The organism is Paraburkholderia sp. J67 (genome assembly GCF_905220265.1).
Taxonomy (GTDB): Bacteria; Pseudomonadota; Gammaproteobacteria; order Burkholderiales; family Burkholderiaceae; genus Paraburkholderia.
Genome location: NZ_CAJMZK010000024.1, coordinates 95,544 through 120,827 on the forward strand (window position 1 = coordinate 95,544; position 25,284 = coordinate 120,827).

Genomic DNA, 25,284 nt, shown 5'->3' on the forward strand with positions numbered 1-25,284 from the left:
AGCGCGCAAGGGCCCTCGCGCGCCCGCCCCGGCATGTCGCGCTTGCCGCGCGCCGTCAAACCGGGCCGCGCGAGCCCCGGTCTTCAACGCTGTCCGGATATGCTAGATTTGCTTTCTCAGAATGACTTGCGCCGCGATCACGGGCGCCCCTCGCGCATGCCTGAGAGTCCTGATGGCGCCCGGTCTGCCGCGGACGACGCCCCGCTCAAATCCGTCATCGACACGAAGCTCGTGCCGCCGCGCATCGTGCGGGGCGTCGTGACGCGCGAGTCGATGCTCACGCGGCTCACCCAGGCGCGCCGCCAACGCTGCTTCGTGCTCCAGGGTCCGGCCGGCTACGGCAAGACGACCACGCTCGCCGCCTGGTGCCGCTCGCTCATGCCGCTGGGCTACGACGTGGCGTGGCTGTCGCTCGCCCCCGAGGACGACAGCCTGCCGGTCTGGCTGCGCTACGTGACGAGAAGCGTGGCCGCCGTCTCGCCCGCCATGACGCGCGAAGCGGAGGAACTGGAGGACACGGGCAACAACGAAGCCGCCGCGGAGCGCACGGTCATCGCGCTCGTGCGGGGTATCGCGCAGCATCGACGCGAACTCGTGCTGGTGCTCGACGATCTCCACTATCTGAAGGACCGTGCGATCCACACCGCATTGCAATGGCTGCTGGACTATGCGCCGGACAATCTGCATCTCGTCCTCGCGTCCCGCTCGTCGGTGCCCGTTTCGCTCGACCGCCTGCGCGTCGAGGGCCAGGTCCTCGAATTCGGCGCTGCCGATCTGCGCTTCTCGGAGCAGGAATCCACGCAGTTCCTCAATGCGCAACTGGGCTCCATCGACGACGCCAGCGCACAACATCTGCACGCCTTGACGGACGGCTGGGCAGCCGGGCTCCAGCTGTTTTCGGTCGCCTGGAAGCGCAGGCGGCGCGGCGCCCCCAAGCCTGGCGCCACGAGCCGGTTCTTCCACAACCAGTTGCGCGACACCCGCGCCTTCGCCCGCTACTTCGACGAGGAAGTGCTCAACCGTCTCGCCCCGGACGACCTGGACCTGCTGGTCTGCGTGAGCGCCTGCAACCGCTTTTGCGCCTCGCTCTGCGCCGCGTTGCGCGACGACGCGCACGCTGGCGCGAACCTCGACGTCAACAGAACGCTGGAGCGCCTCGAAGCCGACAATCTGTTCGTCTCGACGGTCGATCGCAGCGAGTGGGAAACGTGGTACGCACTGCACCCGCTCCTGCGCGAGTCGTTGACCGAGCGCTTTGACGCCTGGGACGCAGCCGCGCGCCACGCCATCCACGCCAAAGCGTCCCAGTGGTTCCACGAGCGCGGCCACCTCGACGAAGCGATTCGCCACGCGCTCAGCGCGGGCGAGCCCGCGCGCGCCGCCGCCATGATCGAGCAATCCGCGCAGACGCTGTTCCTCTGCGGCGATCGCGCCAAGCTGATGCGCCTGATGCGCGAATTGCCCGACGAGCACGTGCAGGCCAGCGTGCCGCTGCGTTCGTGGATGGCGCATGTCCAGATGTACTGGCGGGAATTCGACGCCTGCGCCGCCACGCTCGATGCGCTGGATGCCACCTTGTCCGCCGACAGGACGCGGGCGCGCTTCACGGCGACGGTGCTGCGCGCCGGGCTGGAAATCCACCGCGACAACGTCGACGGCGTCCAGAGGCTCGAAGCCGCGCTCACGGCGATCCCGGACTCCGCCGAACAAATCATCACGACGATGTCCCGGCACGTGTTCAGCTGGCTCTATTTGCAGCGCGGCGAATATCAACGCGCCCGTGAGGTGCAGTTCGATGCGCCCGTGGTCACGATCGACGGTGCGCCGCTCATCGGCAGCATTGCCGGCTCGCTGTTCGGACGCTGCTTTGCGGGTCTGGCCTATGCCTATGAAGGCAACCTGGCCCAGGCCGAACCGCTCTACCGTTCCGTGCTGCGCGACGCGCAATTGAAGGGCCGGGCCTGTCACGAAGCGGCGAACCTCGCCACCGCCCTGCTCGGCGAGATCCTGGTCGAGCGCAATGAATTTCGCGCCGCGCGCGACCTGCTCGAAAACCGCGTGGATACGCTCGAACGGGTTTCGCTGCCCGATGCGGTGCTGCGCATCATGATGGCGCTCGCCAACGCGCACTGGGGCAGCGGCCACCGGCTCGACGCACTCGCCTATCTGGAGCGGCTGGAAGAGTACGCCGCCCAGCTCGGCCTCGACCGGCTGATCGCGCACAGCCTGGGCGCACAGATCGCCTGCCGCCTTGCCATCGGCGAATCCAACGCGGCGCTGGCGGCACTCGAGCGCCTTGGCGCGCTGGACAATGCGCATCGTGGCGGCACGGGCCCTGTGTTCAGCGAGATTCATTTCGTCGCGCAAAGCGCGCTGATCCAGCGTTGCCTTACGACGGGCGATCTCGAACAGGCCGTGCAGCGTCTTGCCCCCTTGATCGCCTGGTGCGAAACGCACGGGCGTCAACGCGAGCGGGTCAGCGCGCTGATGCAGCGCGGCGTCACGCTCTCGCGGCTGGGAAGGCATGCCGCCGCGCGCGCCGACGTCGTGGACGCCTTGCAGCGCGGCCATCGCCTTGGGCTATGCCGAACCCTGATGGAAGCGGCCCCCGACGCGCTGGCCCTGATCGTCGCCGTGAATCAGGACGGGGCCACCGATCCCGTGGTGACGTTCTATGTCGAGCGGCTCCAGGCACGCGCCGCACAGGGCGCGGCGCGAGAGGCGCCCCTACCGGACGCCCACGCGCCAGGCGCCAGCATCCCCAAGCTGAGCCAGCGCGAAACGGATGTCGTGCGCCTGCTCGCGGAAGCCTTCACGGCCAAGAAAATCGCTCGCACGCTCGGCCTCTCGCCCGAAACGGTGAAGTGGCACCTGGCGAACATCTACGGCAAGCTGGGCGTTTCCGGGCGGGACGAAGCACTGGACCGCCTGCGCGATATCCAGTGGGGTTCCGGGCCCGGCTTCGTGCGCGCGAAGCCGGCCGAGTGACCTGACGCGCGCGCCTGCACCCAACGCCGTATTTCCACAGCCGTCCCCCCAGCGCCACGCCCCCTGCTTTCGGGTGGGGGCAGCGCGCGCGGGGCAATGGTCTACTGGTTCATCGCCGTATCGGCCGCAACGACGCCTCATTCGATTGCGCGTTGCGGCACGCTCAACGTCGCGGAACCTCAATGGACACTTGTTACGACTACATCGTGATCGGCGGCGGCTCGGCCGGCTGCGCGATCGCCGGCCGACTCGCGCAGGGCGCGACGCACACGGTTGCCCTGCTGGAAGCCGGCACGCACGATCATCATCCGAAGATCACCACGCCGCTGGGCTTCGCGCTCACGGCGCCAAAGCGCGGCCCGTTCAACTACGGCTTTCGCACGCCACCGCAGCCGCATTTCGACAACCGCCAGGTGCGTGTGCCGCGCGGCCGGGGCCTCGGCGGCAGCTCGTCGATCAATGCGATGGTGTATATCCGCGGCAATGCGGCCGATTACGACGCGTGGGCCGCGCAAGGCTGCAACGGATGGGCGTGGCAGGACGTGCTGCCCTACTTCAAGCGCGCCGAAGGCAACGAGCGCCTCGCGGGCCGCAACGAAGACGAACTGCATGGCGGCGTGGGCCCGCTATCGGTCGTCGATCTGCGCTCGCCCGGCCCCTTCTCGCGCTACTTCATCGAAGCGGCCCTGGCCGCCGGACATCCCTACAACCACGACTTCAATGGCGCGACGCAACTGGGCGTCGGCTACTACCAGGTCACGCAGCGCAACGGCGAGCGTTGGAACGCCGCGCGCGCCTATCTGCATCAAGACGATCCGGCCAGCAACGGCCATGCAAACAGCCGCTGGCCGAACCTGAGCGTGCTGACCGATACGCAGGTCATGCGCATTCTGGTTGAGAACGGTCGCGCAACGGGCGTCATCATCTTGCGCGACGGCCACGAAGTACGGCTCACCGCACGCCGCGAAGTCGTGCTCAGCGCGGGATCGATCGGCACGCCGCAATTGCTGATGGCATCCGGCATCGGCCCCGCGGCGCATCTTCGTGAACTCGGCATCGAGGTGATCCACGACGCACCCGGTGTCGGCCAAAACCTTCAGGACCATGCCGATGTGCTGCTCGTACAGCGCAACGTGCCGAGCCGCGATCTGCTGGGCGTTTCGCTTCGCGGCGGTTTGCGCATGTGGCAGGCGCTCAGGCGCTACCGTCGCGAACGATCAGGAATGCTGACGAGCAATGTAGCCGAAGCAGGCGGCTTCTTCAAAAGCCGTCCCGATCTCGCCGATCCCGATCTGCAGGTGCACTTCGCGAATGCGGCCATCACCGTGCCGATGAAGTCGGGCCACGGCTATTCCGCACACGTCTGCCTGCTGCGGCCTCATAGCCGCGGCCAGGTGACGCTGCGCTCGGGCGACTGCCGCGAAGCGCCGCTGATCGATCTGAACATGCTCACGGACGCGCGCGACATGGATACGCTCGTGCGCGGCGTGCGTCTGCTCAAGACGATTCTCGACCAGCCCGCGCTACAACGCTTCGGCGGCAAACCTCTCGATCCCTGGCTGCACGCGCACGACAGCAGCGACGAAGCACTCCGTGCATGGATCCGCTCGCGCGCGGAAACCGCGTTTCATCCCGTCGGTACGTGCCGGATGGGCAGCGACCCGGAATCGGTGGTCGACACGCAGTTGCGCGTGCGTGGGGTGGACGGCTTGCGCGTCGTCGATGCGTCGATCATGCCGACGCTCGTGAGCGGCAACACCAACGCGCCCACCATCATGATCGCGGAAAAGGCCGCCGATCTGATGCTCGGCAACGCACCGCCGGTTGCCGCGAATGCCGACGCCTTCGCACAAGCCACGCGCTAGAACACGCGCCGAACTGGAGCACTTTCGATGACCACGCTTCTTATGCCGGACTCGCCCGCTTCGCTGGCGCATACCGGGACGCCGTCCGGTTGCCTACCGGAAGGCTTCGAACCCCTGCGCGTGACGACCGGTTTTATTCCTTCCTGCGGCGGATTCTTTCTGCATCGCGAGCGGCCGGTTCTCGCGGTCAAGGTCTTGCCCGAGCACCTCAACGTGCTCGGCATCGCCCACGGCGGCTTCCTCGCAACCTTCGCCGACACGGCGTTCGGCGCCATCATTCGCCGCGAGACACATTGCATGGCGACGCCCACGGTGCATCTCGGCGTCGACTATATCGCCGCCGTGCGGCCGGGCGTCTGGCTCGAAGCGCACGTCACGCTCGTGAAGGCCGGCAGACGGCTCACTAACGCCACATGCGTCGCGACCGCCGAGGGACGCACCGTGTTGCACGCGAACGGCGTCTTCTATATGGGCGCGCCACACCACGCTGCGCCTGATCCGGCCGACGCCTGATACGCCACCAACTCATTCACTCAGGCGGGAAGCACGCCGCGACCGCTCGCGCGCTCCCGCTCAAAGCCTCCGATACCGACATGCAAACTCTCCCAGACACCGCGCCATCCGCCTGCGCGCCCACTTCGATTGCAACTGGTACGGCAACCGCCGCGACCGTTCTCGCCCACCGCCAAGCGCTCGCTGAACTACCGCACGAGGACGGCCTGGACGAAGCCGAAGCGACCCGCGGCTTCATCGGCACGATTGCCGATGCCGAAGTGCGCGACGCCTATGGCCGTCTCGTCTGGAGTCTTGCCGACTATGGCTTTCTCGACGCGAAAGAAGCGCCTTCGACCGCGCATCCTTCGCTTTGGCGCCAGGCAAGACTGAACCGGCATCACGGCTTGTTCGAAGTGACCTCGCGCATTTACCAGGTGCGCGGCTTCGACCTTGCCAACATGACGATCATCGAAGGCGACACGGGCCTGATCATCATCGACCCGCTGACGTGCAAGGAAACCGCGCACGCAGCGCTCGCGCTCTACCTCGCGCACCGTCCCGCCAAACCGGTGATCGCGGTGATCTACAGCCACAGTCATACGGACCACTTCGGCGGCGTGAAGGGGGTTGTCGACGAGGCCGATGTGAAGGCCGGGAAGGTCGCCATCATCGCGCCGGACGGCTTCATGGAAGAGACCGTCTCCGAGCAGATCATGGTCGGCACAGCGATGGCGCGACGCGCGCAATTCCAGTTCGGGCATACGCTGGCGAGAAGCGCGTGCTGCCAGATCGATTCGGGCCTGGGCAAGAACATCCCGCGCGGGACACTCACGCTCATCGCGCCGACGATGCTGATTCGTGAGGAAACCGAAACGCACACGATCGACGGTGTGGAAATCGTCTTTCAATTGACGCCGGAAAGCGAAGCGCCCGCGGAGATGCACTTTTTCTTTCCGCAATTTCGCGCGCTCAACCTGGCGGAAAACGGCACGCGCACGTTGCACAATCTTTGCCCGCTTCGCGGCGCGCAGGTGCGCAATGCGAAGCTGTGGTCGCACTATCTCGCCCAGGCGCTCGATCGCTATGCGCCTCACGCGGATGTCGTGTTCGCCCAGCATCACTGGCCGACCTGGGGCAACGCTCGCCTGAGCGGCTTTATCGAACAGCAGCGCGATCTCTACAAGTATCTGCACGACCAGACGGTACGCCTGATGAATCATGGCTTCACCGCCCCCGAAATCGCGGAGCAGTTGCGCTTGCCCGATAGCCTCGCCGCCCAGTGGCATGCGCACGGCTATTACGGCACCGTCTCGCACAACGTCAAGGCGATTTATCAGCACTACCTGAGCTGGTACGACGGTAATCCCAGTCACCTGAATGCATTGCCTGCGGAAATGGCCGCTGTGCGTTACATCGACTACATGGGCGGCGCCGATGCGGTTCTGGAACGTGCGCACCGCGACTTCGAGCGCGGCGAATATCGCTGGGTTGCGCAGGTCATGAATCATCTGGTGTTCGCGCAGCCGTCCTTGCGCGCCGCGCGGGAGTTGGGCGCCGCAGCGCTCGAACAAATGGGTTTTCAGGCTGAATCCGCGACATGGCGCAACGCGTTCCTGCTCGGGGCGCGGGAGTTGCGCGAGGGTCTACCGAGCGATAAGGCCTATGGTTCGCGCAGCGCCGACATGGTGCGCGCGATGACCGATGAAATGTTCTTTGACTATCTGGCGATTCGTCTGGACGGCTTGAAAGTGCAGAACCTCGCGGCACGTATTGACTGGCGCTTTACCGACACCGACCGGCGCTACACGCTGAATATCCAGCACGGTGCGCTGACCTGTTCGAGCGCGTCCGATACGCGGCCAGCGCAGGTTCAAGTCGCGATGTCGCGGCAAACGCTCGACCGCATCCTGCTGGGAGAGACGAATTTCGGCGCAGCGATCGAACAACGCCAACTGCTGATCGATGGCGACGCAGGCGTATTTCATGCGCTGCTCGGCTCGCTGGATACGTTCACCGGGCAGTTCAACGTTGTCGAGCCGTGATTTTCTTGCGAGCGCATTGACGCAACGCTTAGCCGCCGCGCGAACGTGACAGGCCGGGGACGCCCCCGGCCTGTCGCCTTCTATCACGCCACCTTGATAAGTCCAAGCTGTTGTAGCGCGGTTACGCCGTCGTCCAGCCCGACTTCTTCGACGATCTGGCCGTCTTTGAGGCGAAGCACCGTGGTGCCGGTGAAGCGCATTTTCCGCCCGGTCGCAGCCGGTAGCGATCCGATAAGGAAATCGCTGAACGCCGGGCCGGTATGCGTGCCGCCGCCTTCCCAGCGACCCACGACATAGTCTCCCTCTGCGATCAGATCGGCGGCGCCCCAGAAGTTGAGGTCCGGGAACGCTTCGCGGAAGCCAGTCATGAATGCCTTGATATCCGCGCGGCCGCGCCGCGGTTCGTGCAGCGAGTATTGAAGCAGCATATCGGGCGCAGCGAGTTCATCGACTACGGCGAGATTGCACCTCTCACCCCAGAAATCGGCGAACCAGCGCCCCACGACAGCTTTGTTGTCATCTTGCGTGGACATGGTGAATTCCTCATCGAATGAAGTTGGGCGAAGGAAACGCCATCGCTTCCCTCTGCCTGCACGATAGGGATCCAAGCCATCGCGAGCCTCCCGTTTCTTGCTACCCCACTCGATGATTCGAATAGCCAGTTAAACAGCAACAATCGGAGTGTTCGCGCGGGGCGGCCGCCGTATCGTGGCCGTACGGTCATGAGGTAGCCAAAGTCCGATGTAAGGACCGACTTAGCTTCAGTCGCAGGAGCCCAATCATGTTGCCTTTACTGTCGCTTCACTCGCTCGCAGCCCAACGCGGTGATGGACTTCGCCCTGAACTTAAAGCGTTACTCGAACGCCGTGCGCGACCGGCGACGGGACTCGCGGCAATCATCGAGCCGCTCGAAGAAACTTCGCTACCGGAAGTGCAAGCCGTACCAGTGAAACCCGGGAACGATGAATCGGCGGCTTGCGTTGCATCTTTACGCGAGCGCAACCAGTGAGCATCGCCTTCGTCGCTCAATGTGAAAGCTCATCGAGCGACATCCCGTTCGTGCGCGGCCCAAACGCGCCGATCGACACCATCACCGCGATCATGCAGCAGGTAATGCCTGCGAACACACCCTGCACGCCGAAATCCCGCAACAACGCCGCAATCGTGAAACCCGACATCATCGCGCCCACCCGGCTCGCTGAATAAACGACGCCGTTCGCGCGGCAGCGTACCGCGGTCGGAAACAATTCGGCCTGGTACGCGTGATAGCAAACCGAAATCATCTGGCCCGCGAGGCTGATCAGAATGCCGAGCACAATCAGCGCCGTCGCGCCTCGTGCCTGTGCAAATAGCAGCCCAAACACCAGCACAGCGAAAGCCGAACCGACGATCAACCACTTGCGCTCGATCCGGTCGGCCACCAGCATGGCGAGCAGCGGGCCGCAAGGCAACGCGATGGCGATCACGAAGGCATAAAGCAGACTCCGGGTGACATGCACGCCCTGCTCGATCAACAAGGTCGGCACCCAGTTCGCGAAACCGTAATAGCCGATGGCCTGGCAAAGATTGAACGCAACCAGCATGATTAGGCGGGCGCGATACGGCGGCTGCCACAATTCGGCGAGCGACGCGCGGCGATGCGCGGGCGGACTCAGGACGGGCGCGGGCGGCGGCAACTCGCGCCCGCTCTCGCGCACGGCGGCCTGCTCCAGACGCGCGATCTCCTTCTCGGCCTCCTCGGTGTGTCCGTGCGTGGCGAGCCAGCGCGGGCTTTCCGGCACCGTACGGCGCACGAACCACACGAGCACTGCGCCCAGCGCCCCCGCCAGCACCACCCAGCGCCAGCCATCGACACCCAAAGGCGCGATCGGCACGAGCCACCACGACAGCAAGGCGGAAGCCGGGGCGGCGGCAAACATGATCGCCTGATTGAAGGCCATCGCGCGCCCGCGCATCTGTTGCGGCACCATCTCCGTCACGTAGCTGTCGATCGTCACGATCTCGATGCCCACCCCGATGCCGGTAATGAAGCGCCACAGGATCAAGCCTTCGGACGAATGCTGGAACGCCATGACAATCGAGCCGATCGAATACCACAGCAGTGAGAATGTAAAAACGCTTCGTCGTCCGAACCTATCGGGTAACCAGCCGAGGAAGAAGGTACCGACAAACAGGCCCGCGAAGGTCGCGGCCACGAACGCGCCGATGCCATTGAAGCCGAAGAAACTCGACGTCGTGGTCTGCAGCAGGCCGCTCTTCGCCATGCCCGGCGCGATATAGCCCGTGAAGATCAGATCGTAGACTTCGAAGAAGCCGCCCAGCGAAATCAGCAGGACCAGCTTCCACAATTGCCAGGTGGCGGGCAACCGATCGAGGCGCGCGGAGAGCGCCGCCGCTGCCGCCTGGCCGGGTTTGATCTGTTCCGGCAAGGCTAGCGCATCGTCCGTAATGAGGGTGCGTTGCATTGTCTGTCTCCATGTTGTTCTGGTGCGCGGACTGCTTTGGTCCGCGTTTCACCGTGTCGTTCGCTTCAGTCGTTGCGCGCCGCTAGCCCGGCGCATGCGCGCCCAACCGCGCCAACACTTCCTCCGTATGCTCGCCCACTTTCGCGAGCGGCTGACGCACGCCGGGGCGGCGGCCGTCCATCATGAGCGGCAGCAGCACGACATCGGTTTCGCCGCCGTCGTCGGTCTGCATCGGCACGAGGCCGCCGCTGGCCTTCAGATGCGGGTCGTCGAGCAATTGATCGGGGCGAACGATCGGCGCGTAGGGGATGCCGGCCGCTTCCAGCCGCGGCATCAGCGTATCGATGCGGTGGGTCTTGAGCACGTCACCCAGGCGCAAGAGCAGTTCCGGCCGCAGCGCCACGCGCGCGGCGTTGTTCGCATATTGCGGCTCGCGCGCCATCTCCGCGCAGCCAATTACTTCGCATAGCGTAATAAACTGCTTGTCGCTCACCGCGCCGATAAAGAGCTGCTCGCCTTCGGCCAGCGTGAACACGTCGTACACGCTCCACGCCGACACGCGCGAGGGCATGGGCGGCGGCGCTTCGTGCGTCATCGCGTATTGCTGCATATGCTGGGCGCTCAGGAACACGCAGTTCTCGAACAGCGCGCTCTGCACCTCCTGCCCGCGCCCGCTGGAATCGCGTTCGCGCAGCGCTGCCAGCACGCCAATCGCACCGAACATGCCGCCCATGATGTCGTTGACCGAAGTGCCCGCGCGCAGCGGTCGCCCGGCGGGGCCGGTCATGTACGAGAGGCCGCCCATCATCTGCACCATTTCGTCGAGCGCGAGGCGGTTTTCATAGGGGCCGGGCAGAAAGCCCTTGTGCGAAACGTAGATGAGTTGCGGGTAGCGCTGCGAGAGCGTGGCGTAGTCGAGCCCGAGTTTCTGCATGAGCCCGGGCCGGAAGTTCTCCAGCATCACATCGCACTGACCGATCAGTTCGACCGCCGCGGCACGGCCTTCCTCCGTGTTGATATCGAGCACGACGCTCTTCTTGTTGCGATTGAAAGAGCGGAAAAATCCAATGCCGAGTCCTGGCAGATTGCGCGTCTTGTCGCCGCCGGGCGGCTCGATCTTGATGACTTCGGCGCCCAGATCGGCCAGGATCATTCCGCAGGTCGGGCCCATGACCATGTGGCTGAATTCGACGACGCGCACGCCTTCTAGCGGTAGCCGTCGGGCTGCGTCCCTATGTTCTGCGTTCATATCATCCTCAGGATAACGAATCGACCGGCTGAGCGGCGCGAAAGGTTTTGGGCAAGCCAGCACGCCAAAGCGCGCCGTGCAGCGTCTCGTGAGCGAGCCATTGCGCGACCTGGGCGCGCAGCGCCAGCAAGGCGTCGATGTCGATGCCGGTTTCGATGCCCATGTCGGCGAGCATGAAGGCCAGATCCTCGCTCGCCGCATTGCCGCTCGCCCCCGGCGCATGCGGGCAGCCGCCGATACCGGCGAGCGACGCGTCGAAGCGCGTCACGCCCGTCTCCAGCGCGGCATGAACGTTGGCGAGCGCGAGCCCGCGCGTGTCGTGAAAGTGCGCGCACCAGAGTCGCTCGCCCGCGATGGCCCGTGCGCGCTCGAACAACCCGCGCACGGCGCGCGGATTGGCATACCCGACGGTATCCGCGAGGCTCACGCGGTCCGCACCCGCATCGAGCAGCGCCTGCATATAGCGCAGCACGTCCTGCGGTGCCACGTGGCCTTGCAGCGTGCAGCCGAACGCCGTGCCGATGCCGCCTTCGATCAACGTCTTCGCGCCCGAAGCATCACGTGCGGCGCGCATGCGCGCGACTTCCGCGACCACTTCGTCGGGCGTCCTGCGCAGATTCGCGCGGCTATGCGCTTCGCTCGCCGAGAGCGGCACGAGCATCAGATCGACGCCGGTTTCGAGCGCACGCTCCGCGCCCTTGAGATTGGGCACCAGCACCGAGACGAACAGGCCGGGCAGGCAGCGCGCGAAGGCGACCAGTTCGGCCGTATCGGCGAGTTGGGGCAAGAGGCGCGCGGGCACGAAGGAGCCGACTTCGATCTCGCGCAGACCGGCCGCGTGTGCGGCGCGCAGCCACGCGAGCTTGTGTTCGGTGGGCAGCACGGTGTCGAGGCTTTGCAGGCCGTCGCGCAAGCCGACTTCGCGCAGCGTGGCACTGGCAGGATAGGCCGGATAGGCCTGGTTGAGGGGCATGGGGATGTCTCCTGATGATTCGGCACAGCGCCGGTTCATGATTTGCCGGCGCGTCGCGGTCGCTAGATTCAAGACCGATGTGCTAACTTTAGACATTCCCGACCATACATAAAGCGGTATTTTGGAAGCCTCATGATTCCGCTTTGGAAACCCTCATGCACGACATCGACATCAAGACCCTGCGCCTGCTGGTGGCCGTTTGCGAGCACGGCAACATGGGCCACGCGGCCCGCGACGCGCATATCGAGCCTTCGGCCATCAGCAAGCGCATCGCCCAGCTCGAAGCCGATCTGGGCGTGCCGCTGCTCACGCGCTCGCGGCGCGGCGTGCAGCCCACTCAGGCGGGCGTCGCGCTGCTGGAGCACGCGCGCAGCGTGATCTTTACGCTGGAGCGCGCGATGAGCGACATCGCCGCGTTCGGCAGCGGCCTGCGCGGCAGCGTGAGCGTGTGTGCGTCGGCCTCGGCGATTGCCGAATCCCTGCTCGACGATCTGGCCTCGTTCATGCGCCTGCCCGCGCACGAGAACATCCGCGTCAACGTTGACGAGCGCACCTCGAAGGAACTCGTGCAGCGCGTGCGCGACGGCGTGGCGTCGGTGGGCGTGTGCTGGGACAACGTGGAACTGGGCGGTCTGGAGGCGCGGCCGTGGCGCACCGACCGGCTCGCGCTCGCCGTGCCCGCCGGGCATGCGCTCGCGCGCCGCAAGGCGATCGCGTTCGCGGATACGCTCGGCTACGAGCATGTGGGCCTGCCGCCCTCCACCGCCGTGCACACGCTGCTGCAACGCGCGGCGGCGCGCAGTGGGCGCACCGTCGACTACCGCGCGACCGTGTCGAATTTCGACGCGGCGTTCCGGGTGGTCGCCGCGAATCTTGGCATCAGCGTCGTGCCCGAGGAGGTCGGCCAGAGCTATACGCGCATCATGAACGTGCGGCTGGTGCCCTTGAGCGACGCGTGGGCGCAGCGGCGCTTCATCGTCTGCTTTCGCGCTTTCGACGCCCTGCAGCCTGCGGCGCAACGCATGGTGGAGCATCTGGTCGCGCGGGCGCAGGCCGCCGGGGCGTCCTGAAACGCGGCGTGCCACGTCGGCGGCCAGCCGGTCCTCGCCGAAGCCAGCATGCCTCGTTTACACTTCCACCATCGCGCCTTTAATTGCGTCTTTAACTGCACCACCGCCCACGCCATGCACCAACCTCAACGCCGCCGTTTCGTGCTTGCAAGCGTGCTTGCCGCGATCGGCGCCGCGCATGCCCGCAGCGGCAACGGCGCAACGCGCGACATCACCATCGCGCTGGTGCTCAAGGCCTTGCCCGACCCGTTCACGACGGCAATGATCGCCGCCGCCAAGGTCTTCCAGGCGCACGCGCCCTACCCGTTCAAACTCGTCGTGCTCGGCATCCAGTCGGAGACCGATGCGGCCGGGCAGATCCGCCTCGTCGATACCGCCATCAAGCAGGGCGTCAGCGCGATCGTGCTCGCGCCCGCCGACTCGCGCGCGCTCGTCAACGCCGCGCGCCGCTGCGTGCAGCACGGCATCCTCACGATCGCGATCGACAATCCGCTCGATGCGGACGCGCTACGCGACGCGCGCATTCACGTGCCCTACGTCGGCCCCGACGACCGCCGCGCCGCCAGGCGCGTGGGCGACTATCTCGCGCGCCGCCTGCATGCGGGCGATCGCGTCGGCATCATTGAAGGCGTGTCGACCGATCTCAACGCGCAGCAGCGCACCGCGGGCTTTCGCGAGGCCATGCAGGCCGCCCAGATCGACGTCGCCGCCGTCGAGGCCGGCAACTGGGAATATGGCCAGGGGCGTCTTGCGGCGGCCTCGATCCTCGCCGCGCAGCCGGGCATCCGCGCGCTCCTGTGCGCGAACGACAACATGGCGCGCGGCGCCGTGGACGCCGTGCGCGAGTCGCAACTCACGGGTCGCGTGCTCATCACCGGCTTCAACGACAGCGACGCGATCAAGCCCATGATCAAAAACGGCCGCGTGCTCGCCACGCTCAACCAGTTCGCGGAAAAGCAGGCCGTCTACGGCCTCGACGTGGCGCTGCAAGCCTGCGTGGAGCATCGCAGCCAGGACGACCTCTCCGACTTCATCGAAACGCCGGTCGTGCTGGTCGCGAAGGACATGCCGTAGCGCCCGCATGAGACATCTTCCGCCACTCAACGCCTTGCAGATCTTCGAGACCGTCGCGCGCTACGGCAGTTTCACGCGCGCCGCCGAGCATCTGTGCCTCACCCAGGGCGCGGTGAGCCGCCAGATTCTCGCGCTCGAAGACTACTACCGCTTGCCGCTGTTCCGCCGCTCGCCCAAGGGGCTCACGCTCACGCCCGAAGGCGAGCAACTGCTGCCCGCCGTGCGCGAAGGTTTCGCGCGCATCGAAGAAGCTTCGATGCGGCTCACGCGCCAGCGCACCGAACTCGCCCTCAAGGTGCCCACCTGCGTGATGCGCTGGATGCTGCCGCGCATCATGCGCTTTCAGGCGGAGCACCCCGAACTGCAAGTACAGATCACGACCACCTGGCAGCACGAAGTGGATTTCCAGGCCGAGCCCTTCGATGCCGCGATCGTCTATGCGAGCGCCCCCGGCACCGGCGTGAACGCCCTGCCGCTGTTCGACGAATACCTCACGCCTGTATGCGCGCCCGAGTTGCTGCAGCAGCGCCCGCTCGCACATCTGGAGGATCTGGCGCGCCACACGCTGCTGCATCCCACGCGCGACCATCGCGACTGGAAGCTCTGGTTAAAGCACGCGCGCGCGAGCGGTCTCGACGCCGACGCCGGCCCCACCTTCGAATCGCTCGACCTCGCCACCAGCGCGGCGATGCAGGGCTTTGGCGTGGCTATCGGCGACCGCACGCTGGTGTGCGAGGACGTGGCCGCGAAGCGCCTCGTGATGCCCTTCGCGCTGGCCGTGCCAACCGGCTCGCGCTATTACTTCGTCTACCCTGACTGCGTGGCGCAGCAACAAAAGGTGCAACGTTTCTGCGACTGGCTCGCCCACGACCGCACGCTGCTCGCCGCCGGGCCCTGATACGCCTTGATACGCCTTGAAGCGCCATGAGCCGATTGCATGGCGCGCATGAGAATTATTCGATTGCCGCGCCAATATGATTTGGGCCTAATGGACGCTTTCGATCTGGGCGGTTGCAGGGTGCGCGGCGCGCGAGCCGACGGGCCGGGCCGCCCGCACGAGGGAACCCGACTCCATGCACAGCGCCGCCCGCTCACGCTCGAAACTGCCCGATGTGGGCACTACCATCTTCACGGTCATCGGCCAGCTTGCCGCCGAGCACGATGCGCTGAACCTCTCGCAAGGCGCGCCGAACTTCGCGCCCGACCCGCACCTGATCGAGCACGTGGCCGACGCCATGCGCGCAGGCCACAACCAGTACGCGCCGATGGCCGGCACGCATGCGTTGCGCGAAGCGCTGGCCGCAAAAGCCGAAACGCTCTACGGCGCGCATTACGATCCCGCCAGCGAAGTCACCGTGGTCGCAAGCGCGAGCGAAGGCCTCTATGCGGCGATCAGCGCGCTCGTCCATGCCGGCGATGAAGTCATCTACTTCGAGCCCTCGTTCGACAGCTACGCGCCCATCGTGCGACTGCAAGGCGCAACGCCCGTGGCGATCAAGCTCGCGCAGCCCGACTTCCGCGTGAACTGGGACGAAGTGGCCGCGGCCATCAATCCCCGCACGCGCATGATCATCGTGAATACGCCGCACAATCCCACGGCCACGATCTTCGACGAAGAGGACATCGCGCGCCTCACGGCGCTCACGCGCGACACCGATATCGTGATCCTCTCGGACGAGGTCTACGAACACGTCGTCTTCGACGGCGCGCATCACCACAGCATGGCGCGCCATCGCGCGCTGGCCGAGCGCAGCGTGATTGTCTCCTCGTTCGGCAAGTCGTATCACGTCACGGGCTGGCGCGTGGGCTACTGCCTCGCGCCCGCCGAGCTGATGGAGGAAATCCGCAAGGTCCATCAGTTCATGATGTTTTCCGCGGACACGCCGATGCAGCACGCGTTCGCCGCCGCGCTCGCGCAGCCGGAAAGCTATCTGGGCCTCGGCGCCTTTTACGAGCGCAAGCGCGATCTGCTCACGCGCGCCCTGGAAGGCTCGCGCTTCGAACTGCTGCCGAGCGCGGGCAGCTTCTTCATGCTCGCGCGTTTTCGCGGCTTCTCGAACGAGCGCGACAGCGATTTCGTGCTGCGCCTGATCCGCGACGCGCGCGTGGCGACCATTCCGCTCTCGGCCTTCTACTCCGACGGCACCGACGACGGTCTGATCCGTCTGAGCTTTTCCAAGGACGACGACACGCTGCTGGAAGGCGCGCGGCGGCTTTGCTCGATCTGATCCAGACCCGATCACTCTCGCCAGGACTACCTCATGAAGCCATTCAAGACCCTGCTGGCCTGCGCGTATGCGCTCGCCATGCTGCCTGCGCACGCCGATACCAACGCCCTGCGCTTTGGCGTGGAAGCACAATATCCGCCGTTCGAATCGAAAGCCGCCGACGGCAGCCTGCAAGGCTTCGATATCGACATCGGTCATGCCGTGTGCGCCACGGCGCACGTCAGTTGCAAATGGGTCGAGACGTCGTTCGACGGCCTGATTCCCGCGCTCAACGGCCGCAAGTTCGACGCCATCAACTCGGCAATGAACGCCACGGCGAAGCGCCGCGAAGCCATCGACTTCAGCACCGTGATCTATCGCGTGCCGACGCGTCTGATCGCCCGCAGTGACAGCGGCCTCGTGGCCACGGCAGCATCGCTCAAGGGCAAGCGCGTGGGTGTGCTGCAATCTTCTATTCAGGAAACCTATGCAAAGGTGCATTGGGAACCGAATGGCGTGACCGTCGTACCTTACCAGGACCAGAACCAGATTTACGCCGATCTGTCCTCCGGGCGGCTGGACGCCACGCTGCTGCTCGCGCCCGCCGGGCAGAAGGGCTTTCTGTCCCAGCCCGACGGCCGGGGCTTCGCGTTCGTGGGCGCGCCTGTGCGCGACGATGCGATCCTCGGCAGCGGCGTGGCCTTCGGCATCCGCAAGGGCGACAGCGCGCTGCGCGAACGCCTGAACGCGGCCATTGCGAAGCTCGAAAGCGACGGCACGGTCACGTCGCTCGCGCGCAAGTATTTCGGCGATATCGACGTGTCGCCAAAGTAAGCGCGAGGAGCGTGGGTAGCATGGACGAAGGCATGTTTTAAGCGCGCCGGGACATTCGCATCATATGATGGCGGGTCGCCACGACCTCGAACGTCACGAAATCCAACGCGCATATGAACAAGAACATCACGCCTTTCGTTACCCGCTTTCGCCTCACCAGCCTCTTTGCCGCACTGGCACTCGCTCTCGCTGGCTGTGCCGCCAGCAACACACCGTCCGGCCCGCAGGCGTCCGCGCCCGCATCGGGCGCCTTCGTGCAGCAGGGCACGCCAGCCGGCGCGCGGCCCGTGAAGGTCATGATCGTCACGATGTTCGCGCCCGAGGCCAAGACCTGGCTCGACCGGCTCGGCCCGTGGGACAGCATCCCGGTCGCGGGTCTCTCGCCCGACTATCCGGCCGTGCAATGCAATCACGACGATGTCTGCGTAATGACGACCGGCATGGGCCACACGAATGCCGCGGCCTCGACGATGGCGCTGGCCTTCGCGCCGCAGTTCGATCTGCGTCAGACGTATTTCCTCGTGGCCGGCATTGCGGGCGTGAATCCGCAACAAGGCACCGTGGGCTCGGCCGCGTGGTCGGACTGGCTGGTGGATTTCGGCCTGCAATGGGAGATCGACCCGGACCATCGCCCCAAGGGCTGGCACACCGGTTATCTCGGCATCAATACGAAGAACCCCGGCGAAAAGCCCGCGCTCGACTATCGCACCGAGGTGTTTCAACTCAATGCGAAGCTGACTTCGGCCGCCTATAACTTGAGCCGCGACGTGGCGCTGTCCGATAGCCCGGAAGCCAAGGCGGCCCGCGCGAAATACCGCTACGCGCCCGCCAACCATGCGCCCACGGTGATCCGCTGCGATTCGATCGCGGGCGATACCTGGTGGTCGGGCGCCGAACTCGGTGCGCGCGCAACCGAATTCACACGGCAGCTCACGGACAACAAAGGCGTCTACTGCATGACGCAGCAGGAAGACAACGCCACCTTCGAGGCGCTCAAGCGCGCGGCCGCCACGCAGCGAGTGAACCTGAACCGTGTGGCGGTGCTGCGCGCGGGCTCGGACTTCGACCGTCCCTACAAGGGCCAGTCGAGCGCCGCGAACTTGCTCGGCTATGCGGGCCAGGGCGGCTTCGCACCCGCACTCGAAAACCTCTACCGCACGGGCAATCCGCTCGTGCAGGACATCGTCGCGCACTGGGACGACTGGCGCGCCGGCGTCCCCTCACGCTGACGCGCCCCCGCCACTGCGGCGCTAACCGGCACGCTCAACGCGTGAAGATCTGCGCCGTGGTGATCGCCATATCGCCGCCGGGCAACGGTATGTCCTTGAGCTTCTTGAGCGAGTCGGCGTCATAGACCGCCACGGTATTGAAGGTGCCCGCGAGATAGATCTTGTCGCCGGCCTTGTCGAGCGACAGGCAGTAATACGAGTGGTCGAGCGCCGCGCTCGCGGTCATCGTCTCGTTCTTGATATCGTATTTCACGAGCCGGTTGAGCACGCCGTACATCACATTCGGGTCCTTCGGCGAGCGACCGCCCGTGAAATAGACCTCCGTGACCGGCGCGAAATCCGTGAGCGCCGCCTTGCCGGTTTTCAGGTCGATATCGACGTAGCCGTACATCGTCTGCGCTTTCGACGGGTCTTTTTTCTCGTCGGGGAAGCGGTCGGCCGTGTAGAGCAGATTGAACGCATGTTGCGGACGCTGTTGCGGCCACACGTAAAGCACATCCGGGCGGCCGTAAAGCGGGCGCGTCCAGTTGCGCAGCGGCACCGCCACGTCGTACTTGCCCGTCTGCGCATTCATGCGATAGATGTCCGGCCCCACCACAAAGAGCGAGCCGTCGTCGGCAGCCTGAATCATGGTGGTCTGGCGCGGCGCGGGGAAACTGCGAACCGGCTTCGCGTCCATGCCGCCATCGGTCGACCACACCTGCAATCGCGGCGCCTGCACTTCGTAGCTGTCGCGATTCATCTTCGTCGGATTGACGACGCTATAGATCTCCTTGCCGTCCGGGCTCAGCGCGATCGAGAACATCGCCCGCGCGCGCTCGTCCCATTGCTGCGCAAGCGCCGCATGAAACACCGTCTTGCAGCTATCCAGATCGACGCCGTAAAGATCGCCGTAGTGATTGTTCAGCACATAGGCGCGCTTGCGGTCCGGGCTGATCTGCATGGTGCCGGGGCCGAACGAATCGGGCAGCGCGCAGGTCTTGACCACGCTGTCCGAAGCCGTGTCGATCACGCTCAGGTTGTTCGGATAATTCGTGACGGCCAGATATTCATGTCCGCTCGCAAGCGGGGCGGCCGTATTCGCGGCGAGTTTTTCGCCTACCGACGCGGCGTCGGTCTGCGCCATCGCGGGCAGCGCGAAGATGAATGCGGCAAGCGCGGCGCAGGCCGTCGGCTTCCTCAATGCCATGATGTGTCCTCTCAGGGTCGCGTGGCTCAATGGTGCTCAGTTGTCTTTCGGGAAAACGCTGCCGAGATTGCGCCAGTCCTTGCCCGAATCGGCGGCCGTCTTGTTCCAGTCCTGGAAGGTCGTCATCATGTCGGGCACCTGGGCGGGCCACCAGCACGGATCGGAGCAACCATAGAGGTCCGCTTCCATCGGCTGGCATAGCGAAGCCACGCCGCCGAATACGTCCACTTCCCAACCCGGGTCGGTCGTCGCCGTGCAGCCCGCCACCGAGGTCATCGCGACCACTTCTTCGAGGCGGTCTTCGGCGGCGGCCTGCTCCAGTTGCTTCGCCTTGTTGTTGAGCGGCTTCAGATGTTTCATATCAGTGTGCCTTGCGCGAAGTGATGTGTTGCTCGATGAACCCGGGATTGCCGGCCATGATGCGGCTATAGATTTCGATGCCGAAATCCACCCAGTCGCGCATCAGTTCGCAATAGTGGTAAGTGGGATGCTGCGGATCGCCATAGCGCGCATAGCTCTCGTGATAGCAGCCGCCCGAGCAGAGATTGCGGATGCGGCAGGTCTCGCAGCCGGTGCCTTCGCGTTCGAGCCGTTGCGAGAGGAAGTCGGTCAGGCCGCCGGTATCCACACCGGTATGCACATTGCCGAAGGTCGGCAACGTCGAGCCCGTGAAGCGGTGGCACAGGTTGAGTTCGCCCTTGTGATCCACGGCCAGCATCTTGAGACCCGCGCCGCAGGGCAGCGACTTTTTATGGCCTTCGTGGATATCGGTAATCAACTGATGCAGGTTCGAAAAACCGATATTGCGATTCTCCAGCGCCGCTGCCAGATAACGCCGCCCGAGCGCCTTCATGTTGTCGAACACACGCTTCAATTCTTCGGGCTGCAAATTGAATGTATCGAGTGCGCCCGAAGTGACCGGCGCAAAACCCACTTCCGCGAAACCCAGCTCGTTGAAGAGGTGATCCCAGATGCCCGCGATATCGGTCACGCCGCTCGTGAGCGTGACGCGCGCACCCACCGGACGGCTGCGATAACGGCTCAGCAGCATTTCCACCTTGCGGCGCACGACATCGTAAGTCCCCGCGCCGCCCAAGGTCTTGCGGTTCAGATCGTGGACCGAGCGCGGGCCGTCCATGCTCACCGACAAGCCGAAACGATGCGCGTCGAGCCAGTCGACGATTTCCTCGTTGAGCAGCGTCGCATTGGTCGTCATGACGAAGTCGACACGCTTGCCGAGCGCGCCGAAACGCAGCTCGCAATACTCGACCATGTTCTCGATGAGCTTGCGATTGCTCAGCGGCTCGCCGCCGAAAAACACCACGGTATAGCCGGGTTCGTCGGGCGACTGCTCGATCAGCATTTCCACCGAAGCCTTGGCGGTCTCCAGATCCATGCGCCGCCCCGCCGACGGCGTATCGAGATCTTCCTTGTAGCAATACGTGCAGCTCAGATTGCAACCCGTGTTCACATTGAGCACGACCGTATTGAGCGCCACGCGCTCCACCCGCTTCACGCCAATCTCCGGCGTGAGCGGCGAGCCATCGCTCACCACCTCCAGCGCCATCAGTTCTTCGAGCGTTTCGTTCAACTCGACGCGTGTATCCGGCGCCGAGTTGCCCGCGAGTCGCGCGAACAATTCATCCGCCGTGCAACTGCTCGCGCGCAATGCGTCGATGATTGCGGCCGTCATGCGGTCGGCGGCAAACAACGAACTGCTAGGTACATGGAACATCAGGCGCGCGTCGTCCACCTGCACTTCGTGGACGTTGCGCTCCACCACGTTCAGCATGCCGTTCATCTCACTCTCCTTGCATTCGATTCGCTTTGCTTCAATTGCGGCGCGCACGCTTCTCATGCGGCGCACCGTTGTGGCTGGCGCTTATTGCGCATCAAGGAATCGGCGGGTTATTCCAGCGCTGCACGGCCACGATCAGATGCGCCTTGCCCGTCACGCTCTGCCCCGCATCGTCGACAGCGGCGATCACGTTGAGATTGCCGGTGTTGTTGGTCGACATGCGGCGCGCCGGATTCGGGCCCGCGTCGCCCGGCGTGAACACGCCCGTGGCGGCCTGCATCGCGCCCGAGAACTTCACATCGCGATCGTCCTTCGCCTGATCGTTGAACGGCTCGACCGACCATTTCGCGGGGACCACGCCGATGCGGAACGGCTTGCCCGATGCGTCCACACCCCACGCCTCGGCATCGAAGCGGCCTTCGACCTTCGGCGTCGAACCGCCATTGCCGCCGATGCGGGCCACCGCATACTCGGGCACGACCTTCACGTCCTTGATCTGTCGATACACGGCGAATTGCCCGCCGCCCTGCGCGCCGCCAAGGCTCACGTTGCGCGTGCCCACCGCGCTATCGCCGCTCGCTTTCACGCGCACACGTATCGCTTGCGGCGAGCGCGACAGCACCTCGCTCACCTGCACGCCCGGACCGAAGTCCGGCGTGCCTTGCAGGTTCGCGCCCACCAACGTCACTTCGCCGCTTTCGCCCGCCTTGATGAATGCCGGTTGAACAGCGAGCACGCGGGCCGCGCCCTTCGCGCCCAGCTTCGCCGCATCGAAATCGAGGCCGCGCTCGTCGTGCGCTTCGTCGAACATGCGGCCCTTCATCTCGCCGTTGGTGGCGGCCAGCACCTGACGCATCTCGACGCCCTGCACCTTGATGCTCGCGCGCCATTCGTAGCCGTCGTAGAGCACCGCCGTGCCGCTGCCGTCGAGCGCGCCGCCATCGGCGAAGCGGCCCTTGAGCGTGACCTTGAAAGTATCGTTCGTGCCGCCCGTCACGGTCATCGTGCCCGCTGCGTCGCCACGGCCCGGCATATGACCCGCGAAACTCCACGAGCCCGCGAGCGAAGTGGCCTTCGGACGCGTCTTCTGCCATTGCGCCCAGTCGGCGCTCTCATAGGGATACTGTTTCGCGAGCATCGGCGCGATGTCCTTGAGCGCGACATTGAGCCAGTCGCGATCGCGGCCCATCGCCGAATATTCGATCGACGGCCATTGCCCGAGGTGGAAATTCACGAGCTTGTCCCACTCCGCCACGGGACGGCGTTGCAGCAACGGACGCGCCGCCGAGTGACAGCGCGCACACATTTCCTTGAACTCGTCGGAGCCCAGCACTTCCTGGGTGTTCAGACGGCGTTCGAGCGCATAGCGGGCGTCGGCGGTTTCGCTCGGTGCGAGACCCTGGCGATCAGCCAGATACTTGACGATGATCTGGCGGTCCTCGTTGCTGATGACGAGACCGTGCATCGTCTGCATGCGCCCGATCGTCATGAGCCAGCCTTCGGGCGTCTTGCGCTGATGGCTGATGCGGCTCCACGAGTCCTTCGACTCCGCGCTGTGACACGCGGCGCAGGTGTGACTGATGATGGTCGGCGCGTCGTGGGCTTCGGCTGCGCTCTGGGCGCGTGCGGCCTGGGCGGCGAATGCGAGCGGCACGGCGAGGCTCGCCAGTCGCGCAGCGCGCACGAAGCGCGATACTGGGTTCGATGCAGGGCGCGATGAATTGCGGGGATCAATGGTCATGAACAAGGCTCTGCTCCTTTACCGGGTTCTCTGTGGCCTGTCTCGTTGCGTCTCATGTTGGGACGGCTTGCCTGCATAAGGCGTACATGAGGTGCTGCAATGCTTCGGCGGGGTATTAAGCATGGGTCATGCCAATCGGCAACGACGTGTCTCCCGTTGCGTTTACCCCTATAAAAAGGCACTTTTCTCGCGATGAGACTCGGGTAATCACCGATACGAAAAATAATTCGCTTGCGCAGTCTCCCGGCGGTTTGATGCGCCCGCATGCATTTCTCCGTGTTCGTCTCGTCTCATGTCTCACGAGAATTCTCAAAATGAGACACGTCGGGCGCACGTGGCCTGTACGTTGCCGCTCTCGCGTGGCACGGCCACAACGATCGCAAACGCCGCCCTGTACGCGACTTCAGGCAGGCGAGCGAGCCACGCTTGCATCGACTGGTATGGAAGCTGCTTGACGCGCTCCCCGACTGGCCACTCCAGGCCCACTCAAAGAGCGAGGATCTTCTCATGCAGGCTGTGCCGTCTCTACTCCCGCAAACCCAGGCGTTCATCGAACGCGCGCCCACCATGCTGATCGGCGAATCATGGGTCCATGCCGCCAGCGGCGCGACGCTGCCCGTCTACAACCCGGCCACGGGCGCGCATCTGGCCGACGTGCCGAAGTCCGGCGCCGAAGACGTGGACCGCGCCGTGCAGGCCGCGCGCCGCGCCTTCGACGATTCCGCATGGAGCCGCATGCGCCCACGCGAGCGCCAGAATCTGTTGTGGCGTTTCGCCGATCTGATCGAGCGCGACGCGCAGATGCTCGCCGAACTCGAATGCGTGAACAACGGCAAGAGCGCGGCCGTGGCGCGTGTGATGGACGTGCAATTGGGTATCGACTTCCTGCGCTATATGGCGGGCTTCGCGACCAAGATCGAAGGCTCGACCGTCGATGTGTCCGTGCCGCTCATGCCCGATACGCATCTGCACGCCTTCACGCGCCGCGAGGCCGTGGGCGTGGTGGGCGCGATCGTTGCGTGGAATTTCCCGCTGCTGCTGGCGTGCTGGAAGCTCGGCCCGGCGCTGGCGACGGGTTGCACCGTGGTGCTCAAACCCGCCGATGAAACACCGCTCTCCGCGCTCAAACTCGCGGAACTCGCGCTCGAAGCGGGCTATCCGCCGGGCGTCGTCAACGTGGTGACCGGCACGGGCGCCGAAGCCGGTGCTGCACTTTCGCATCACCCCGATGTCGACAAGCTCACCTTCACGGGCTCGACCGAAGTGGGCAAATTGATCGGCAAGGCCGCGATGGAGTCGATGACGCGCATCACGCTCGAACTGGGCGGCAAGTCGCCGACCATCGTGCTCGACGACGCCGATCCCATCGCCGCCGCGCAAGGCGCCGCCACCGCCATCTTCTTCAACCAGGGCCAGGTGTGCTGCGCGGGCTCGCGCCTCTATGTGCAGCGCAAGCACTTCGACAACGTGGTGGGCGACATCGCCTCGATCGCCAACGGCATGAAGCTCGGCAATGGTCTCGACCCGGCCACGGAAATGGGCCCGCTCATTTCGCTTAAACAACAGCAACGCGTCTATGGCTATATCGAACGCGGCCGCGCGGCGGGCGTGCAGATCGCCTGCGGTGGCGAGCAATTTGGCCCCGGCTACTTCGTCAAGCCCACCGTGATCGTCGATGTCGAGCAGAAAAGCCCGCTCGTGCAGGAGGAAATCTTCGGACCCGTGCTCGTGGCGATTCCGTTCGACACCATCGACGACGCGCTGCGACTCGCCAACGACACGCGCTATGGACTCGGCGCGAGCATCTGGACCAATAACCTGAGCGCCGCGCATCGCATGATTCCGAAGATCCGCTCGGGCTCGGTCTGGGTGAACTGCCATAGCGCGCTCGATCCCGCGCTGCCGTTCGGCGGCTATCGCATGTCGGGCATCGGCCGCGAAATGGGTGCGGCCGCCATCGAGCACTACACCGAAATCAAATCGGTGCTGATGAACGTCTGATCAACGTCTGAAGCGCTTGCACCAGACGCCGCGCGTTTTGCCGGTTTTTCAAGTACCGGGCGAA

General features: G+C 65.1%; 19 protein-coding genes. 11 read left to right on the forward strand and 8 right to left on the reverse strand.

The annotated features are described in order from the left end of the window. Nucleotides 1-156 precede the first annotated feature (156 nt). From U5782_RS31395 to U5782_RS31410, 4 genes are all read left to right on the forward strand, one after another. Nucleotides 157-2,988, forward strand: a complete 2,832-nt coding sequence (locus tag U5782_RS31395) for a LuxR C-terminal-related transcriptional regulator (protein ID WP_322047762.1) — start codon at nucleotides 157-159, stop codon at nucleotides 2,986-2,988. Nucleotides 2,989-3,170: 182 nt separating this feature from the next. Continuing rightward, on the forward strand, nucleotides 3,171-4,853 hold the full coding sequence (locus U5782_RS31400; RefSeq protein WP_322047763.1) for a GMC family oxidoreductase: 1,683 nt from the start codon (nucleotides 3,171-3,173) through the stop codon (nucleotides 4,851-4,853). A gap of 27 nt (nucleotides 4,854-4,880) precedes the next feature. Next, on the forward strand, nucleotides 4,881-5,366 hold the full coding sequence (locus U5782_RS31405; RefSeq protein WP_322047764.1) for a PaaI family thioesterase: 486 nt from the start codon (nucleotides 4,881-4,883) through the stop codon (nucleotides 5,364-5,366). An 80-nt stretch (nucleotides 5,367-5,446) separates the two neighbouring features. Next, nucleotides 5,447-7,390, forward strand: coding sequence for an alkyl/aryl-sulfatase (locus U5782_RS31410; protein ID WP_322047765.1), 1,944 nt, complete (start codon nucleotides 5,447-5,449; stop codon nucleotides 7,388-7,390). 83 nt (nucleotides 7,391-7,473) lie between these two features. On the opposite strand, the gene U5782_RS31415 is transcribed toward U5782_RS31410, so the two are convergent. The 4 genes from U5782_RS31415 to U5782_RS31430 all read right to left on the reverse strand — a co-directional run bounded on the left by U5782_RS31415 (nucleotide 7,474) and on the right by U5782_RS31430 (nucleotide 12,077). Then, entirely contained in the window at nucleotides 7,474-7,923 is a 450-nt protein-coding gene (locus tag U5782_RS31415; protein WP_322047766.1) for an ester cyclase, read from the reverse strand. A gap of 492 nt (nucleotides 7,924-8,415) precedes the next feature. Beyond that, nucleotides 8,416-9,855 carry an MFS transporter gene (locus U5782_RS31420; protein ID WP_322047767.1) on the reverse strand — a complete coding sequence of 480 codons (1,440 nt, stop codon included), beginning with the start codon at nucleotides 9,853-9,855 and terminating at the stop codon, nucleotides 8,416-8,418. Between the two features lie 82 nt (nucleotides 9,856-9,937). Continuing rightward, a complete protein-coding gene (locus U5782_RS31425; protein WP_322047768.1) occupies nucleotides 9,938-11,104 on the reverse strand; it encodes a CaiB/BaiF CoA-transferase family protein in 1,167 nt (388 codons plus the stop codon). A gap of 7 nt (nucleotides 11,105-11,111) precedes the next feature. Continuing rightward, entirely contained in the window at nucleotides 11,112-12,077 is a 966-nt protein-coding gene (locus U5782_RS31430) for a hydroxymethylglutaryl-CoA lyase (RefSeq protein WP_322047769.1), read from the reverse strand. Nucleotides 12,078-12,232: 155 nt separating this feature from the next. Between U5782_RS31430 and U5782_RS31435 the strand changes: the two genes are divergently transcribed. The 6 genes from U5782_RS31435 to U5782_RS31460 all read left to right on the forward strand — a co-directional run bounded on the left by U5782_RS31435 (nucleotide 12,233) and on the right by U5782_RS31460 (nucleotide 18,491). After that, complete coding sequence (locus U5782_RS31435) at nucleotides 12,233-13,147, forward strand: LysR family transcriptional regulator (protein WP_322047770.1); 915 nt, start codon at nucleotides 12,233-12,235, stop codon at nucleotides 13,145-13,147. Nucleotides 13,148-13,261: 114 nt separating this feature from the next. Beyond that, nucleotides 13,262-14,221, forward strand: coding sequence for a substrate-binding domain-containing protein (locus tag U5782_RS31440; protein ID WP_322047771.1), 960 nt, complete (start codon nucleotides 13,262-13,264; stop codon nucleotides 14,219-14,221). Nucleotides 14,222-14,228: 7 nt separating this feature from the next. Beyond that, entirely contained in the window at nucleotides 14,229-15,119 is an 891-nt protein-coding gene (locus U5782_RS31445) for a LysR substrate-binding domain-containing protein (protein WP_322047772.1), read from the forward strand. Between the two features lie 175 nt (nucleotides 15,120-15,294). Next, nucleotides 15,295-16,449, forward strand: a complete 1,155-nt coding sequence (locus U5782_RS31450) for a pyridoxal phosphate-dependent aminotransferase (protein WP_322047773.1) — start codon at nucleotides 15,295-15,297, stop codon at nucleotides 16,447-16,449. Nucleotides 16,450-16,482: 33 nt separating this feature from the next. Further along, nucleotides 16,483-17,262, forward strand: coding sequence for an ABC transporter substrate-binding protein (locus U5782_RS31455; protein ID WP_322047774.1), 780 nt, complete (start codon nucleotides 16,483-16,485; stop codon nucleotides 17,260-17,262). Between the two features lie 113 nt (nucleotides 17,263-17,375). Beyond that, nucleotides 17,376-18,491 (forward strand): purine nucleoside permease, encoded by a 1,116-nt coding sequence (locus tag U5782_RS31460; RefSeq protein ID WP_322047775.1) that lies wholly within the window; start codon nucleotides 17,376-17,378, stop codon nucleotides 18,489-18,491. 34 nt (nucleotides 18,492-18,525) lie between these two features. Here U5782_RS31460 and peaD read toward each other — a convergent pair whose 3' ends face one another. From peaD to peaA, 4 genes are all read right to left on the reverse strand, one after another. Continuing rightward, nucleotides 18,526-19,680, reverse strand: a complete 1,155-nt coding sequence (peaD, locus tag U5782_RS31465) for a quinohemoprotein amine dehydrogenase subunit beta (RefSeq protein ID WP_322047776.1) — start codon at nucleotides 19,678-19,680, stop codon at nucleotides 18,526-18,528. Between the two features lie 36 nt (nucleotides 19,681-19,716). Then, nucleotides 19,717-20,040 (reverse strand): quinohemoprotein amine dehydrogenase subunit gamma, encoded by a 324-nt coding sequence (gene qhpC, locus U5782_RS31470; protein ID WP_027819789.1) that lies wholly within the window; start codon nucleotides 20,038-20,040, stop codon nucleotides 19,717-19,719. A 1-nt stretch (nucleotide 20,041) separates the two neighbouring features. Beyond that, entirely contained in the window at nucleotides 20,042-21,481 is a 1,440-nt protein-coding gene (gene peaB, locus U5782_RS31475) for a quinohemoprotein amine dehydrogenase maturation protein (RefSeq protein WP_322047777.1), read from the reverse strand. Nucleotides 21,482-21,572: 91 nt separating this feature from the next. Then, nucleotides 21,573-23,219 (reverse strand): quinohemoprotein amine dehydrogenase subunit alpha, encoded by a 1,647-nt coding sequence (gene peaA, locus U5782_RS31480; RefSeq protein WP_322047778.1) that lies wholly within the window; start codon nucleotides 23,217-23,219, stop codon nucleotides 21,573-21,575. A 507-nt stretch (nucleotides 23,220-23,726) separates the two neighbouring features. Here peaA and U5782_RS31485 point away from each other — a divergent pair. Then, nucleotides 23,727-25,220, forward strand: a complete 1,494-nt coding sequence (locus tag U5782_RS31485) for an aldehyde dehydrogenase family protein (protein WP_322047779.1) — start codon at nucleotides 23,727-23,729, stop codon at nucleotides 25,218-25,220. Nucleotides 25,221-25,284 lie beyond the last annotated feature (64 nt).

Excerpts from the sequence above, each read along its gene's own strand:
- qhpC (WP_027819789.1), bottom strand. The coding sequence starts at position 20,040 with ATGAAACATCTGAAGCCGCTCAACAACAAGGCGAAGCAACTGGAGCAG.
- U5782_RS31395 (WP_322047762.1), top strand. The coding sequence starts at position 157 with ATGCCTGAGAGTCCTGATGGCGCCCGGTCTGCCGCGGACGACGCCCCG.
- U5782_RS31430 (WP_322047769.1), bottom strand. The coding sequence starts at position 12,077 with ATGCCCCTCAACCAGGCCTATCCGGCCTATCCTGCCAGTGCCACGCTG.
- U5782_RS31405 (WP_322047764.1), top strand. The coding sequence starts at position 4,881 with ATGACCACGCTTCTTATGCCGGACTCGCCCGCTTCGCTGGCGCATACC.
- U5782_RS31400 (WP_322047763.1), top strand. The coding sequence starts at position 3,171 with ATGGACACTTGTTACGACTACATCGTGATCGGCGGCGGCTCGGCCGGC.
- U5782_RS31445 (WP_322047772.1), top strand. The coding sequence starts at position 14,229 with ATGAGACATCTTCCGCCACTCAACGCCTTGCAGATCTTCGAGACCGTC.
- U5782_RS31415 (WP_322047766.1), bottom strand. The coding sequence starts at position 7,923 with ATGTCCACGCAAGATGACAACAAAGCTGTCGTGGGGCGCTGGTTCGCC.
- U5782_RS31435 (WP_322047770.1), top strand. The coding sequence starts at position 12,233 with ATGCACGACATCGACATCAAGACCCTGCGCCTGCTGGTGGCCGTTTGC.
- U5782_RS31485 (WP_322047779.1), top strand. The coding sequence starts at position 23,727 with ATGCAGGCTGTGCCGTCTCTACTCCCGCAAACCCAGGCGTTCATCGAA.
- U5782_RS31440 (WP_322047771.1), top strand. The coding sequence starts at position 13,262 with ATGCACCAACCTCAACGCCGCCGTTTCGTGCTTGCAAGCGTGCTTGCC.
- peaD (WP_322047776.1), bottom strand. The coding sequence starts at position 19,680 with ATGGCATTGAGGAAGCCGACGGCCTGCGCCGCGCTTGCCGCATTCATC.
- U5782_RS31455 (WP_322047774.1), top strand. The coding sequence starts at position 16,483 with ATGAAGCCATTCAAGACCCTGCTGGCCTGCGCGTATGCGCTCGCCATG.
- peaA (WP_322047778.1), bottom strand. The coding sequence starts at position 23,219 with ATGACCATTGATCCCCGCAATTCATCGCGCCCTGCATCGAACCCAGTA.
- U5782_RS31450 (WP_322047773.1), top strand. The coding sequence starts at position 15,295 with ATGCACAGCGCCGCCCGCTCACGCTCGAAACTGCCCGATGTGGGCACT.
- U5782_RS31420 (WP_322047767.1), bottom strand. The coding sequence starts at position 9,855 with ATGCAACGCACCCTCATTACGGACGATGCGCTAGCCTTGCCGGAACAG.
- U5782_RS31425 (WP_322047768.1), bottom strand. The coding sequence starts at position 11,104 with ATGAACGCAGAACATAGGGACGCAGCCCGACGGCTACCGCTAGAAGGC.
- U5782_RS31410 (WP_322047765.1), top strand. The coding sequence starts at position 5,447 with ATGCAAACTCTCCCAGACACCGCGCCATCCGCCTGCGCGCCCACTTCG.
- U5782_RS31460 (WP_322047775.1), top strand. The coding sequence starts at position 17,376 with ATGAACAAGAACATCACGCCTTTCGTTACCCGCTTTCGCCTCACCAGC.
- peaB (WP_322047777.1), bottom strand. The coding sequence starts at position 21,481 with ATGAACGGCATGCTGAACGTGGTGGAGCGCAACGTCCACGAAGTGCAG.